The following is a 12,961-nucleotide window of genomic DNA, read 5'->3' as shown; positions in this document are numbered from 1 at the left end:
TGTCGGCATGGGGTTGTGGAAGAGAAGTGTGCCCGCCGCTCAGCAGCCGGTGTGGGGATGGCAGGCGTGGGACTGGCAGGGGTGGCAGCCGCCCAGCGCCGTCGAGCAGCGGCTGCTGGAGGCGAAGTCACGCGGTGACTGGGCCGGATATCTCGAGGCGGTGGTCCACACGGACCTGTTCTTCGCCGATCAGCGGGCGCGCGCCGACTCCCGCCCCGGCACGGTCCGCTTCACCCCGCAGTGGAACCCCCATCTGCGCGCTGATTGCCTGGCTCTCTTCACGGAGGGAATCCTTCCACCGCCCGACCCGGAGCTGGTCTTCCAGTCCATGACGCTGGAGTGGTACGCGAGCGTCTGGGACGAGAAGGAAGCACCGTGGATCGCCATCAACCCCGGCACCCCCTGCGAAGCCTTCTTCCCCGCAGCCACCCCGGAGACCAGGGCCGTCTGGCGACGGCACACCCACGACGGCGACGGCTGCTGCCACGCCCACCCCCACGGCCGGCTCCGCGGCCTGTCCGTTGGCGGGCCGCTCCAGGGTCCGGTCGCGCATGGCCTGGCCTGCGCGGCACTGCTCTTCGTCAACAACGGCGAGCTGTGGAACTCCATGGCCCACCACGGCAACGGCTACAACGACGCGAAGAGCAGACTCAAGGAGTGGTGGGGGGTGACCTGCCGGGAGGAATGGGCCAACACCCAAAGGCGCCTGCTCGATGCCGACATGGTCAGCCCGGTGTGGGAGTTCGCGCTGAGCGTCCGCCGTTCCCTCGCCCAGGACTTCGCAGGCTCAGTCGAACTGGAACACTGGCGGCAGGCCGCCGAGCGCGTACTGCGCCACAACGCCGCCCAGGCCACCGAGCCCCGGATCACCCCCGACGGAGTCACCCCGGCGCGCCTCCCCAGCACCGCCGAAGTCGAGCCCCAGGTCGCCGGAGTACAACGGCTCATCGGGCGGATCGTCCGCTACGAGGCCCGGTTCCGCGCGGACGGGCTGCTGGCGGACAACGCCTTCGTCCGCTCCGTCGAGGCATGGGACTACGGCAGGGCCTCCGCCATGGCCCGCTTCGGCCTGTCCGCCCGGTACTGCACCCTCCAGGAGGCCGAAGAGGCCGTGGTCGCCGCCGGCCGCGCCTCCTGCCACAACTACCGGTCTTGGCAGGAGTTCTCCGCCGCCTACATCCTCGGGCGCTGTCTGCACTTCGACGAGGAGGAGTTCGGCAAATGGTACGAGGACATGCTCACCGCCCACCGTGTCCTCAGCACCGACCCGGCCAGCCCCTGGCTCACCATCCCCTGGAACTGACGAACGGGCAATCACACACGCCGTGCGCGGCGGCCGTGCGACTCAGCGAGGACGATGAACACGGTGACTGCCATGCCTGCCAATTGCCGCTACCGACTCATTGCGTTCCCGGCTTGCGGCTTCCGGCTCGGTTCTTCGCGATGTTTCGTATCTTCTTTCTGCTGCCTGACTCGGCGACCAGGGCGAGTACCGCCGACGACGCCGAATGCTCGGCGAGGACGCGCTGCATCCAGTCCGTGACCTTCGCCAACTCGGCCGGTGTCGGCACGTGACCATCTTCGATGGACAGGTAGAACAGCCAGTCGTGGACGCGGCGGCGAATGAACTCGCGGAAACCCTCCGTCTTGAGCTGGTCGATCTCCGGCAGTAGTTCGGCCGACCACTGCCGGAACTCGGCGGGACCGGTCGCCTTCGTCGCGATCTTGTCCACGAGGGCGACCACCGCCGTCTTGGACACCAACTCGACGGGGTCCCGCAGGATCGTGGCCACAATCTCGCGGTCTCGGATGCGGCTCCGCGAGGAGGTGGTCACCGAGACGACGCGTTGGTACGCGGACGATCGGACGTGCTCGTCCGCGACGGCATCGTCGACGTCCACGTCGAGGATGCCGGCCCCCGCCAGCAACTCGGCCACATCGGAATGCAGTGTCATCGTTTCATCCCTTTTTGCGGGGTTGGTTTTTGACGGCCTCGCGCTGCTCCCACTGCCACTCCTCCCGGGGGCCGTCGGGGGCCTCGCGCCAGGCGGGTTTGCCTCCTCACCACCTACGCGGAGTACTGCAACGTGGGACGGGCCCACCGTAGCCTCGGCCGGCGAGCATCCGACGACGACCCGAACGTCATCCTCCTGCCCGCCGGCGCGGTCAGGTGGGACCGGCCCGGTGGCAGACGACGGCCGAGCGCGGCGGCCACGCCTGCGGATCGAGGATGCCCAGTACATACGCCCGGCTGACCAGCGCCAGCCGGGTGGGTGCCGCCAGCAACTCCCGCAGCCGGCCGAGGTGGTAGTCCAGGGTCTGCCGGGAGAGCCGGAGCGAGGCGGCGATCTCGTTGTTGCCGTGCCCGGCGGACAGCAGGGTGAGGATGCGCAACTGCGCCGCGGTGAGCGGTGGCAGCGGCGGGTGCGGCAGGGTGTGGTGGGGCAGTACCGCCCAGACGCCGCGGGCCCGCCGCGAACCGCTGCTGACGGCGGTGAGCAGCACCCGGGCCCGCCACTCGTCGCCCCGCGAGTCGAGGAAGACCGCGGAGGTCTGGAACCGGCGCCAGCGCCGGTTCACCAGATCCCGCCAGGCGTCGCGCAGTCCGGCCAGATCGTCCGCGGGGGCCAGATAGCGGTGGGCGGGGCGGCCGAGCAGATCGGGCACGCGGACCCGGAGCAGTTCCGCGGCCGAGGCGCTGACCCGGCGTATCCGGCCGCCCGGCGAGAGCAGGGCGCAGGGCAGACCGCTGTGTTCGCTGAGCGCTTGGAGGTCCTCCTCGGCGGCGCGCCGCTGGCTCAGGGCGAGGGTGTAGTCGGTGATGTCCATGTAGATCCCGGCCACACAGGTTTGGCCACCCTCGGCCACCGGGAAGCGATGGCCGACCGCGCGCCCGGGTGAGCCGTCGGGGCGGTGGTAGCCGATGGTGTGCCGTACCGGCTTGCCGGAGCTGAGCACCTGCCGGTCCAGGGTCTGGAAGGCAGCCACGTCCTCGGGGGCGTCGACATCGGTGACGCTGCTGCCGATCACGGCGTCGGGGGTGGTGCCGTACAGATGGGCGTAGGCGTGGTTGGCCCACAGGTAGCGGCCTTGGGCGTCGCGGATGAACGCCGCGGCGGGCGCGAAGTCGGCGAAGTCGGTGAACGCGGCGTAGCCGTGGCGTCCGAGCTCCAGGGCGCTGATGTCCACCGCGAGCCCGCTGACCCCGCCCCGGCCGTCACCGGCCAGTCGGCGGGGACAGGAGGTGACGTCGAACAGCCGCCCGCCGAACCGGACCTGGCGGCGGTCGATCCCCGACTCCCGACCCTCGGCGGCCGCCCCTTCCCGCGCGGCGTCGGCCGTGCCGCCGAGACTGTCGACGAACCGCTGTGCGGTGCCGGGGTCGTGGAAGGCGCCCCCGCCGCAGTTGACGATGCGCAGCCCCTCATCGGCTTCCCACCATGACACGGGCATGCGCTCGAGCAGCGTACTCAGGCCCATATGGGACACCAGCCGCCTTTCCGGTCCGGCCTCCGGGCACATACCGCCGAAGGCATGGCCAAGGAATGCCCAGGCCCCGCGCTCACATGCGCCGTAACCAGCCGGAACGCAAAAGGGACCGAGAAGGGCTGAAACGCACGCCCGACGGCCTCGCTCAGCGTGAACCCATCGTGACACTCAGGCATTTGCCTGAGCGCCCACCCCCGATTCGGGGGGTAGGCGTCATGCCCGACTGGTTCGCTTGACGGGCTCGGAGCGCGGCGGATGTGCCGGCCCGCCGGTTTCGCCGAGCCATCGAGAAACTCTGAACCGAGGAGTCGTTATCTGTGAGTAAGGTGCTGTTTGTCTACGCCAAGGGCGGGCCGCCGCTGGAATACGCGCTGTCCCGGGTCGCCACGAAGGCCGAAGTGCATCTGCTCGTGCTCAGTCCCCTTCCGCCCTCCGCCCACGAGGTGGCCACCCGGCTGTGCGCCTCGGTGGTCGCCCCCGTGGACACCGCGTCCCAGGACCTCGTCGCGCTCATCACGGCTCAGGCACAGGCCGTCGGCGCCGACGCGGTGTTCACCCCGTCCGAGTACGCCGTGGTGGCGGTGGCCGACGCCTGCGAGCGGCTGGGTCTCGCCGGGGCCGGTGCGCACTGCGTGCTGGCCCGGGACAAGCGGATGATGCGCCGCACCTGGGACGCGCACGGAGTGTCCCAGCCGCGGTTCCGCTCCGTGGCCACCGAGCGCGATCTGCACGAGGCCGCGGTCGAGCTCCCGTACCCGATGCTGATGAAGGCGGCCTGGAGCGCCGGGTCCACCGCCCATCAGATCCTGCGCGGCCCGGAGGACATCGCGCCCGCCTGGGCCCGGGCCCGTGAAGTGATGGAGGACTCCGCCCGCCAGGGCTACGCCGAGCTCCATGTGGCCGGGGCCGACGCGGACTTCCTGGTCGAGGAGATCGTGACAGGCACGGCCGGGGACTGGTTCGAGGAGCCGGGCTGGGGCGACTACGTCAGCGTCGAGGGCGTCGTGGCCGAGGGCGTCTATCACCCGGTGTGCCTGAGCGGACGGATGCCCACCGTCGAGCCGTTCACCGAGCGCGCCGGGATCATCCCCGCCCTGCTCCCCGAGGACGCCCAGCGCAAGGTGGTGGAGCTGGCGACGGCTGCCGTGGACGCGCTCGGCCTGCGCACCTGCGGCACCCACACCGAGATCAAGCTGGGCGCCTACGGACGGATGTGGGTCATCGAGACCGCCGCCCGGTTCGGTGGCGCGATGACCGTCCCCCAGATCGAGGAGGTCTTCGGGGTGGACGTCATCGGCATGCTCATCGACCGGCTGCTCGGCCGCGAGGTCGACTGGCCCGATCCGGGGGCCGGTTCGGTGCTGGGCGCCGCGGACGCCAAGGGCGCGGCCGGCTCGCTGGTGGTGCTGGCCGTGGACGGCTCCGGCGCGCCGTGGCCGGACCGGCGGCTGTGGGACTTCGAGGCCGTGCAGCGCTCCGGACTGATCTCCACCGGGGCGCGGCTGACGAAGGTGGCCGAGCACTCGCTGCCGGACGGCACCCCGGTGCCGGTCTACGACCCGGCGGCGGGCGCGAACACCATGGCAGCGCTGTGTCTGCTGGTGGCCGACGATCCGGTCACGGTGATACGTGACTTCGAAAGGCTCAACGATGCCCTGCCCACCGCCCTGCCGCCGGTCCCGGCCACCGGGAGGCCGTGATGGCCGGCATCCGCGCGTTTCCGGGCCCGGCCACCGCGCCCGGCACCGATGCCACCGTGGTCGGCGAGAACCTGTCGCTGCCGCTGTTCCGGTCGCTGTCCGGAGTGCTGGCCGGACACCCGTATCTGAAGGTGGTGGTCGACCGCACCGAGCACACCTGGCATCTGCTGGACACCGCCGTCCACCCCTTCCACGTCAACTATGTGGCCACCCGCATCCTCGGAATGGACCTGGAGGAACTCGACGCCGGGCTCGACGCGTTCAACGCCTCGGTGTACACCGACCCCGGCCGCCGGTTCCTGCTCGGTGTGCTGTCCCTGCACGCCGACGAGGACACTGAGGGCCGGGACCGGCCGTTCCTGGTGCTGGAGACCACCGAGGCCGACACCATGGACGGCCCCTTGCTCCAGGAGTTCTACGACTTCGTCCGGGAGCGGGTGGACGGGCGGCTGCCGTTGCTGCTGAAACCGGCCAACCACGGTCAGGAGGCGGCACTCGCCCCCGTGAGCGACATACGGCTGCCGCGCATCCTCAGCCACGAGCTGTTCATCAGCCGCCCCCGCACCCCGCTGAACACCGGGGAGGCCATCGGCCGGCTGCGCTGGTTCGCCTCGCTCGAGGAGTACCGCGCGCACGACGCGGACCTCGGCTGGTCGGACATCGTGGCCATGGACTGTCTGCCCGACGATGTGCCACGGGTGGCCGGATTCATCAACGCCGCCCCCATCACCCCGCTGTCCCACACCAATGTGCTGGCCTCCGGCTGGGGCATCCCGAACGCCATCGTGCGCGACATGGCCCGGCTGATGGAGTCGGAGGAGCTGGACGGGGCGTGGGTGCGCTACCGGGTCCAGGACGACGAGGTGAGCCTGGTCCGGCTGCACGAGGTCCCGGAGCTGGAGGAGCCCGCGTGGCACCAGCAGCGGATCCGGCTGGAGCCGCCGCTGCTGGAGGACGTCCCCGTCCTGGAACTGCGCCGGCTGCGCCGCGACGACCGCGACCGCTACGGCACCAAGGCCGCCAACCTCGGTGAACTCCACCATGTGCTGGACAGCCGCACCGCCGATCTCACCGCCTTCTACGGCCGCGCCCGGCCGCCCCGGAAGGATCTGTACGGCCATCTCGCCTCCCGGCTGACCGCGTCCGCCGACCCCGAGGCGCTGCGCCGGGCGGCCTCGGAGTTCGTGGCGGCCACCGTCACCGCGCCCGACGGCGTGGCGCTGCCGTTCGCCCTCCAGCACCGCTTCCTGATCTCCTCGCCCGCTCTGCAACAGGGCATCGGCAAGCTGAAGATGGCACTGGAGCTGGGAGCCACCGATGTGCTGGACCCGCTGTGCCTGAGCCTCCAGCATCTGGTGCGCGGCACCCCCGTGCCGGAGGATGTGGCCGCGCGGATCACCGGCCCGTTCGCGGACCGGGTGTGCCGCAAGCGGCTGGTGGTGCGGTCCTCCTCCAATGCCGAGGACCTGCCCGGCTTTTCCGCCGCCGGGGTCTACGACTCCATCACCACGGTGCACGGCACGGACGAACTCCTGGACGCCGTACGGCAGGTGTGGGCCTCACTGCTGTCGCCGCGCAGTGTCCGGCTCCGTCACGAGGCGGGCATCTCCCTGGACGACACCTATATGGGAGTCATCGTGCAGGAGTACACCCCGGCCGAGCTGGGCGGGGTGCTGGTCACCTGCAACCCCACGCGGCGCGAGGACTTCCGCAACGTCTACATCAACTGCACGCCCGGTTCGCCCGAGAGCGTCGTCGACGGCACCGCGCTGCCGTTGCAGTACCTCTACAACACCGTGGAGGGCGGGGGCCGCACCGTGGACCTCGGCTCGATGGTTGAGGACCTGCCGTCCTCGGCCCGGGCGCGGCTGGCGGATCTCGCGCTCACCGGGCGGCTGCTCCAGTCGCACTTCGCGGACGATCCGGACGATCCGCAGGACATCGAGTGGCTGATGACCGAGGGGGGCGGTATCAAGCTGGTCCAGCTCCGCCCGTACGCGCTGTGAAGGGCCGTGTGCCGTTCCTCCGCCGCTCCCCGGCGGAGGGGCGGACCCCGCTCACGGCCGGGGCACGCCGGGTCATCGCCCTCAACAACGGTTTCCAGCTCCTGTTCAACCTGCTGTGGTGGATGCCGGTCTTCTACGCCTACCAGCGGCAGGCCGGGCTCTCGGACGCGCAGATCTTCGGCATCCAGTCCCTCTACTACATCGCGTTCTGCCTGTTCGAGATCCCGACCGGCCTGGTGGCCGACCGGATCGGCGCCCGCAACTGTCTGCGCGCGGGCGCCGTGGTGATGACCGCGGCCAACCTGGCCCCGGTGTTCTCCCCCGACTACACCGGTTTCCTGGTGCACTTCCTCGCCATCGCCGCGGGCCGCTCCCTCACCTCCGGGGCGGCCAGCGCCTACCTCTACGACGCGCTGCACGCGGAGGGCGCGGACGACCACTATCTGCGCGCCGAGGGCACCGCGCGGGCGCTCGGGCTGGCCGCGAAGGTGGTGTGCTGGCCCCTGGTGGGACCCCTGATGGCGCTGTCCCGGCCCACCCCGTACGTCCTCAGCGCGGTCAGCGCCGGGGCGTCACTGGCCTGTGCCATGACCCTGCCCCGGCTGGTGGGCGCGGAGTCGGACGAACGCCGGTCGGGGGTGTGGCGGGAGGCCGGGCGGGCGCTGCGGCTGCTGCGCGGCTCCCCGTGGCTGGCCCTGGTGATGGTGCAGGGCGTGGCGGTCTTCACGCTCTCCCGGATCTGCCAGGTGAACCTGTTCCAGCCGATCCTGATCGACCAGGGCATCCCGGAGCCCTCGCACGGCGGTGTGCTGGCGGCGGTGACGGTGGCCGAGGCCGTGGGCGCGGCCCGGCCGCAGTGGCTGGGCCGCAAGCTGCAACCGCTGACGATCGTGTCCGTCTTGAGCCTGGCGATGGCGGTATCCCTGGCCGGGATCACCCTCGGCGGGCCGATGGCGGCGGTGGCGCTGCTCTGCCTGTTCTCGGCGGTCACCGGCTTCGCGTATCCGATCCAGCGCAAACTGGTGAACGACGCGGTGCCGCCGGGCGCTCCGCGTGCCACCCTGCTGTCGGTGGAGAGCATCATCGACCGCGCGGTGTGCGCCCTGGTGGCGGTGGCCGCGGGCGCGTACCTCTCGGCGGGCCGGATGGACGCGCTGCTGTGGCACAGCGCCGCCGTGACCGCTGCGGTGATGCTCGCGGTGCACCTGGCCGTGCTGATCGGACGGCCCCGGCGCCCCCGCCCGCCACGGGCCGCCCGCGAGGAGGGTCAGGAGGCCGTCGGGCACGCACGAAGGTGATATCGGGCTTGCCCGAAGGCCGGGACAGCGCGGAAATCATGAAGCCGCCTGCTTGCCCTGCGGATCGCCCGCCAGCGCAAGCGCACCGGCCGAGGCCGGTGCCACCATGTCGAGCGCCTGCTCCGGTGTCCGGGCCACGCGCAGGATGCCGGCGTCGCGCACGAAACCCCGTTTCAGCAGCCGCTCGACATAGTTGAGCAAGGGCAGCCAGTCGTCGTCCACGTCCAGGAGCACGAGGGGACCGACGTCCTGTCCGAGTGCGGCCATGGACACCACTTCGAGCACCTCGTCGAGCGTGCCGTAGCCACCCGGAAGCGCGACGAAGGCGTCCGCGCGGTCGATCATGACGCGCTTGCGTTCCAGGAGATCCTCGGTGAGCACTATCTGCTGTGGCGGCAGGTGGTCGTTCATCTCCTTGGCGCGCAAGAACTCCGGGATGACCCCGAGGATCGGCGCACCGCCCTCGGCGGCACCGCGCGCCACCGCGCCCATCAGGCCGGCCCCGCCCGCCCCGTAGACCAGCCGGTGGCCGCGGGCGGCCAAGCCGGCGCCGAGCTCGGTGGCGGCCTGGACGTACCGGTCCGACGGTCCCGTGGAGAAGCCACAGAAGACTCCGAGCGCCAGGGAGCTTTCAGAGGTATCCATAACTGAGCCAGCCTCCGTCGACGACCAGGGTCTGGCCGTTTATGTAGTCGGCCGCAGAGGAGGCCAGGAACAGGACGGGTCCGACGATGTCGTCCGGCCGGCCGCGCCGGCCGGAGGGGATGCGCCCGACGATGGCGTCCTCGTCGAGCGCGGCCGGATGCGGGGTCTCGATGCGGATCATGCCGGGGGCGACCGCGTTGACGTTGACGTTGCGCGCCGCCCACTCCACCCCCAGGCTGCGGGTCAACTGGAGTACGCCGCCCTTGCTCGCGGCGTACAGCGCCCGTTCCGGGAAAGCGGTGTAGGACAACAGCGAGCAGAAGTTGACGACCTTTCCGTGGCCTTGCTCGAGCAGGTGCCCGCCGAAGATCTTGCAGGCCAGGAACGTGCCCATGACGTTGGTTTCCAGCAGGGTCCGCGCGGATTCCGCTGGAAACCCGGCAGTGGGCCCGAGACTGAAGACGCCTGCGGCGTTGACGAGGACGTCCACGCCGCCGAACCTCTGGACCACCCGCTCGGCCGCCTCGCCCAGCGCCGCCTCGTCCGCGACATCCACGGCCACGGCCACGCTCTCGGCGCCGAGTTCCCCGATCTCGCCTGCCACCGACTCCACCTGGGACCCGGTGCGGGCCAGCACCGCGACCCGCGCACCGCGGGCGGCGAAGCCGAGGGCGACGGCACGCCCGATGCCCCGGCCACCGCCGGTGACCACGACCCGCATCAGCGCGCCCGGAACTCGCCGAACCAGTGCAACTGGTCCGGCTTGGAGCGGGTGGGCACGTTGCGGTACACGTACAGCGCCACGCACTCGAACCGGCCGGCGGTGAACGTGGTGAGGATCTCCTCGCTGGTGATCCGGCGCGGGCCGGTACCGGCCACCATCTTGTCGGAGAAGGAGTTCAGCAGGAACAGGCCGCCGGGTTTGAGCAGGCGGTGCACCTCGTCGGCGTAGCGCGACCTGGCGTCGTCACGCATGTTGTGGAACACGAAGGAGTCGGTGACGACGTCGGCCGAGGAGTCCGGCAGCGGGACGTCGAGCACGTCGCCCTGGATGAACTCGGCGTCGGCACCGGCCAGTTCGGCCCAGCGGGTGGCCTGGGCGACGGCATCCGGGGACAGGTCGACGCCGGTGACGTCCAGGCCCTGCACGGACAGAAAGACGGCGTCGACGCCGGGGCCGCTGCCCAGATCGATCAGGCGCTGACCCGGTTTGAGCGTGCCGTCGATCACCCGCTTGATCAGCTCCAGGCCGGGGGAGGCGTTGAACCAGGAGAGCTTGGCCAGCGACTCGTCGGCGTAGACGGAGGAAAAGGTGTCGGTCCAGCTCTGTGTGAAGGCAGTCATCGGGTGACCTCCTGGGTCGGGCCGCTGAGCACAGTGGCGGTGTCCTCGGTGACGAGGCGGACGTAACCGGGTACGGCCGGGATCCGGTCCTCCGGCATGGTGAGGACGACGCGGTCCTCGGAACGGGACACGACAGCGAATCCCGCGAATCGGTAGGTGACGAGCATCTGCCGGTTCCGGTCAGTGGGCCGGAAGTGGGCGACGGTGCGGGCACCGTGCGCGGCGGCGGTGCGGGCCAGCGCCGCGATGAGCGCGGTGCCGACGTTGCGGCCCATGACCCGGCAGGACATCAGCAGCAGCCGGATCGTCCACTCGGGACCGGTGGACAGCACGACCAGCCCGATGGTGCCGTAGGTGCCGAAGCGGTCGTCGAGTTCGGCGACGATCACCCGGTGGCCGGGGTCCCGCACCAGCTCGGCCAGCTCATTCCGGTCGAAGGTGATGCCGGTGGTGTTGAGCTGGTGGGTGCGCCGGGTCAGCTCCGCCGCGCGGTCCAGATCGCCCTCGGTCGCGTTGCGCACCCGCAACGTCATGCCCAGCGAGGACAGGAACTCCTCGGCCGGGCCCTGGAACGTCTCCTCGTGCCCGCGGCGGCGGTCCTCGGCCTGGTACATCTCCCGGCGGCGGGCGGCGTCGGCGGTCACCTGCCGCGGCAGGACCCGGCCGGCGGCGACCAGTTCGTGCAGCTTCTCCCGCGTCACGCAGCGGACTTCGGGCAGTTCCCCGGCCACCTCGGCACGTTCGAACTCCGAGTCGTCGACGAACAGCACGCTGTCGGCGCTGATGTTGAGCACTTCCAGCAGCGTGCGCAGCGAAGCGGATTTGGCCGACCAGCCGAGCTGCGGGTGCAGGAAGTACTTGTCGAGCCCGAAGCCGCGGAGCCGGTCCTCGGCGGGGCCGGGCTCGTTGCGGCTGGCGACGGACTGGAGGATGCCGTGCTCGTCCAGGACGCGCACGAGGGTGCGGTTGGCGTCGGGAACGTGGAGTTCGTCGCCCTCCAGGAGCGTGCCGTCCCAGAGGGTGTCGTCCAGGTCCCAGACCACGCACTTGACGGTGTTCTCGGCCGTGGCCGGGGTCATCGCTGCTTTCCTTTCCCCGTGGCGCCCCGGTCGCGCAGCAGCGCGGTGGCCACGACGTCCTGGAGCACCTCGGTGGGCCCCTCGATCACCTCGTGCACCCGGGCCGCGGCCGCCAGCCGGGCCAGCGGATGGTTCTCGGTCTGGCCCTCGGCGCCCAGCAGGCGCGAGGCAGTGGCGGTCACGCTGCTGGCCGCCCGGGAGGCCAGCAGCTTGGCGCGGGCGGCGGTCACCGCCGCCGTCGGCGTGCGGTCCTCGACCTCCTGCGCCGCCGACCGCACGTAGTGGATCGCGGACTCGGTGGCGAGGGCGGCATCGGCGAGCAGCCCGCGCACCAACTGGTGGTCCCCGAGCACGCGGTCCCCCGTGGAGCGGGTGGCCGCGTGGCCGACGGCCAGGTCGAGCGCGGCCTGTGCAATGCCCGTCGCCCCCGCCGCGACGCAGAGCCGGCCCAGGGTCAGGCACGACGTCGCGACGAACGGGATGCCGGTGCCCGGTCGCCCCACCACACGGGCGGCGGGGGCGGTCGCCCCGTCGAAGGTGACGCGGGCCAGCCGCGCGGCCCGCAGGCCCGCGGTGCGGGGTTCGGGCTCGACCCGAACCGCACTGCCCGCGTCCACCAGCGCGCAACTGTCCAGGCCCGCGGTGAGGCCGAAGACGAGGTAGGCGTCGGCGATCTGGCCGAAGGACAGCCAGCGCTTCACCCCGGTGACGCGCAGGGTGTCGCCATCCCGGTCGATCCTGGTGGTCAGTGCCCCGGCGTCGGCTCCGCCGCCGGTCTCGGTGAGGGCGAAGGCGGCGAGCACCCGGCCGGTGGCCAGCTCGGGCAGGAAGGCGTCGCGGGTCTCCCGCACCGCCCAGCGGCGCAGGGCGTGACAGACCATCGCGTGGACCACCAGCAGGCTGTGCAGGCTGGGCGAGGCGGCGGCCACCAGCCGGTGCACCTCGGTCACGTCCACCAGCGGGAGATCGCTGCCGTGGTGCGCGGTGCCGACGGTCATGCCGAGCAGTCCGTGCCCGGCCAGGCGCTCGACGTCCTCGCGCGGGACGGCGCCCGCCCGTTCCCAGGCCGTGGCCCGGTCGGCGAACCGCTCGCCCCGCAGCACGTCGAGGACCGCTTCCGGCGCAGTGGTGCTCACGCCGCCACCCGGCGGGTGACCAGGGCGGCCAGTCCCCGCACGGAGTCGAAGTTGAGCAGTTCCAGGTCCTCGTCGGCCACCTCGACGTGGAAGGTGCGCTCGACGAAGTCGACCATCTGGACCGCGGCGATCGAGTCCAGGACGCCCCCGGAGATCAGCGGCCAGTCGTCCTCGATGTCCGGGTGGCCGCTGAGCCGGGCGATGAACTCCCGCACCACGGCGGCGATTTCCTCGTTCGTGGGCGTGCTCTGAGCAGTCATCGTG

The 12,961-nt window shown here is 71.4% G+C and carries 12 protein-coding genes; 4 read left to right on the top strand and 8 right to left on the bottom strand.

From position 1 onward, the window contains the following. Positions 1-7 precede the first annotated feature (7 nt). Positions 8-1,303 carry a DUF1266 domain-containing protein gene (locus ACK1X7_RS01240; protein WP_413114520.1) on the top strand — a complete coding sequence of 432 codons (1,296 nt, stop codon included), beginning with the start codon at positions 8-10 and terminating at the stop codon, positions 1,301-1,303. A 97-nt stretch (positions 1,304-1,400) separates the two neighbouring features. Here ACK1X7_RS01240 and ACK1X7_RS01235 read toward each other — a convergent pair whose 3' ends face one another. Further along, positions 1,401-1,955 (bottom strand): hypothetical protein, encoded by a 555-nt coding sequence (locus ACK1X7_RS01235; RefSeq protein WP_413114519.1) that lies wholly within the window; start codon positions 1,953-1,955, stop codon positions 1,401-1,403. Between the two features lie 211 nt (positions 1,956-2,166). Further along, the gene (locus ACK1X7_RS01230) at positions 2,167-3,453 is read right to left on the bottom strand and encodes a PAS domain-containing protein (RefSeq protein ID WP_385157821.1); all 1,287 of its coding nucleotides are present in this window, start codon (positions 3,451-3,453) and stop codon (positions 2,167-2,169) included. Positions 3,454-3,806: 353 nt separating this feature from the next. Between ACK1X7_RS01230 and ACK1X7_RS01225 the strand changes: the two genes are divergently transcribed. The 3 genes from ACK1X7_RS01225 to ACK1X7_RS01215 are packed head-to-tail and all read left to right on the top strand — an operon-like array spanning position 3,807 to position 8,493. Next, the gene (locus ACK1X7_RS01225) at positions 3,807-5,189 is read left to right on the top strand and encodes an ATP-grasp domain-containing protein (protein ID WP_413114518.1); all 1,383 of its coding nucleotides are present in this window, start codon (positions 3,807-3,809) and stop codon (positions 5,187-5,189) included. Next, on the top strand, positions 5,189-7,195 hold the full coding sequence (locus ACK1X7_RS01220; RefSeq protein WP_385145361.1) for a PEP/pyruvate-binding domain-containing protein: 2,007 nt from the start codon (positions 5,189-5,191) through the stop codon (positions 7,193-7,195). Before ACK1X7_RS01225 ends, ACK1X7_RS01220 begins: the two co-directional genes overlap by 1 nt. A gap of 8 nt (positions 7,196-7,203) precedes the next feature. Then, the gene (locus tag ACK1X7_RS01215) at positions 7,204-8,493 is read left to right on the top strand and encodes an MFS transporter (protein WP_398159173.1); all 1,290 of its coding nucleotides are present in this window, start codon (positions 7,204-7,206) and stop codon (positions 8,491-8,493) included. Positions 8,494-8,529: 36 nt separating this feature from the next. On the opposite strand, the gene ACK1X7_RS01210 is transcribed toward ACK1X7_RS01215, so the two are convergent. The 6 genes from ACK1X7_RS01210 to ACK1X7_RS01185 are packed head-to-tail and all read right to left on the bottom strand — an operon-like array spanning position 8,530 to position 12,957. Further along, entirely contained in the window at positions 8,530-9,138 is a 609-nt protein-coding gene (locus ACK1X7_RS01210) for a TIGR00730 family Rossman fold protein (RefSeq protein ID WP_361507481.1), read from the bottom strand. After that, positions 9,125-9,859, bottom strand: a complete 735-nt coding sequence (locus tag ACK1X7_RS01205; protein ID WP_390794238.1) for an SDR family NAD(P)-dependent oxidoreductase — start codon at positions 9,857-9,859, stop codon at positions 9,125-9,127. The genes ACK1X7_RS01210 and ACK1X7_RS01205 overlap by 14 nt, the downstream gene beginning before the upstream one ends. Next, positions 9,859-10,482 carry a class I SAM-dependent methyltransferase gene (locus ACK1X7_RS01200; protein ID WP_390794239.1) on the bottom strand — a complete coding sequence of 208 codons (624 nt, stop codon included), beginning with the start codon at positions 10,480-10,482 and terminating at the stop codon, positions 9,859-9,861. The genes ACK1X7_RS01205 and ACK1X7_RS01200 overlap by 1 nt, the downstream gene beginning before the upstream one ends. Next, positions 10,479-11,561: an HAD-IIIC family phosphatase gene (locus ACK1X7_RS01195; protein WP_390794240.1), complete on the bottom strand. Its 1,083-nt coding sequence runs from the start codon at positions 11,559-11,561 to the stop codon at positions 10,479-10,481. Before ACK1X7_RS01195 ends, ACK1X7_RS01200 begins: the two co-directional genes overlap by 4 nt. Next, the gene (locus ACK1X7_RS01190; protein ID WP_390794241.1) at positions 11,558-12,697 is read right to left on the bottom strand and encodes an acyl-CoA dehydrogenase family protein; all 1,140 of its coding nucleotides are present in this window, start codon (positions 12,695-12,697) and stop codon (positions 11,558-11,560) included. Before ACK1X7_RS01190 ends, ACK1X7_RS01195 begins: the two co-directional genes overlap by 4 nt. Then, positions 12,694-12,957 carry an acyl carrier protein gene (locus ACK1X7_RS01185; RefSeq protein ID WP_137964954.1) on the bottom strand — a complete coding sequence of 88 codons (264 nt, stop codon included), beginning with the start codon at positions 12,955-12,957 and terminating at the stop codon, positions 12,694-12,696. Before ACK1X7_RS01185 ends, ACK1X7_RS01190 begins: the two co-directional genes overlap by 4 nt. Between the last annotated feature and the right edge of the window lie 4 nt (positions 12,958-12,961).

Source organism: Streptomyces sp. CY-1 (assembly GCF_047218265.1).
In the GTDB taxonomy this organism is placed as follows: Bacteria; Actinomycetota; Actinomycetes; order Streptomycetales; family Streptomycetaceae; genus Streptomyces; species Streptomyces niphimycinicus.
Note: the sequence above shows the minus strand (reverse complement) of the source record. Positions and strands in the feature narration are given on the sequence as shown.

Excerpts from the sequence above, each read along its gene's own strand:
- ACK1X7_RS01240 (WP_413114520.1), top strand. The coding sequence starts at position 8 with ATGGGGTTGTGGAAGAGAAGTGTGCCCGCCGCTCAGCAGCCGGTGTGG.
- ACK1X7_RS01235 (WP_413114519.1), bottom strand. The coding sequence starts at position 1,955 with ATGACACTGCATTCCGATGTGGCCGAGTTGCTGGCGGGGGCCGGCATC.
- ACK1X7_RS01230 (WP_385157821.1), bottom strand. The coding sequence starts at position 3,453 with ATGCCCGTGTCATGGTGGGAAGCCGATGAGGGGCTGCGCATCGTCAAC.
- ACK1X7_RS01220 (WP_385145361.1), top strand. The coding sequence starts at position 5,189 with ATGGCCGGCATCCGCGCGTTTCCGGGCCCGGCCACCGCGCCCGGCACC.
- ACK1X7_RS01210 (WP_361507481.1), bottom strand. The coding sequence starts at position 9,138 with ATGGATACCTCTGAAAGCTCCCTGGCGCTCGGAGTCTTCTGTGGCTTC.
- ACK1X7_RS01205 (WP_390794238.1), bottom strand. The coding sequence starts at position 9,859 with ATGCGGGTCGTGGTCACCGGCGGTGGCCGGGGCATCGGGCGTGCCGTC.
- ACK1X7_RS01200 (WP_390794239.1), bottom strand. The coding sequence starts at position 10,482 with ATGACTGCCTTCACACAGAGCTGGACCGACACCTTTTCCTCCGTCTAC.
- ACK1X7_RS01195 (WP_390794240.1), bottom strand. The coding sequence starts at position 11,561 with ATGACCCCGGCCACGGCCGAGAACACCGTCAAGTGCGTGGTCTGGGAC.
- ACK1X7_RS01185 (WP_137964954.1), bottom strand. The coding sequence starts at position 12,957 with ATGACTGCTCAGAGCACGCCCACGAACGAGGAAATCGCCGCCGTGGTG.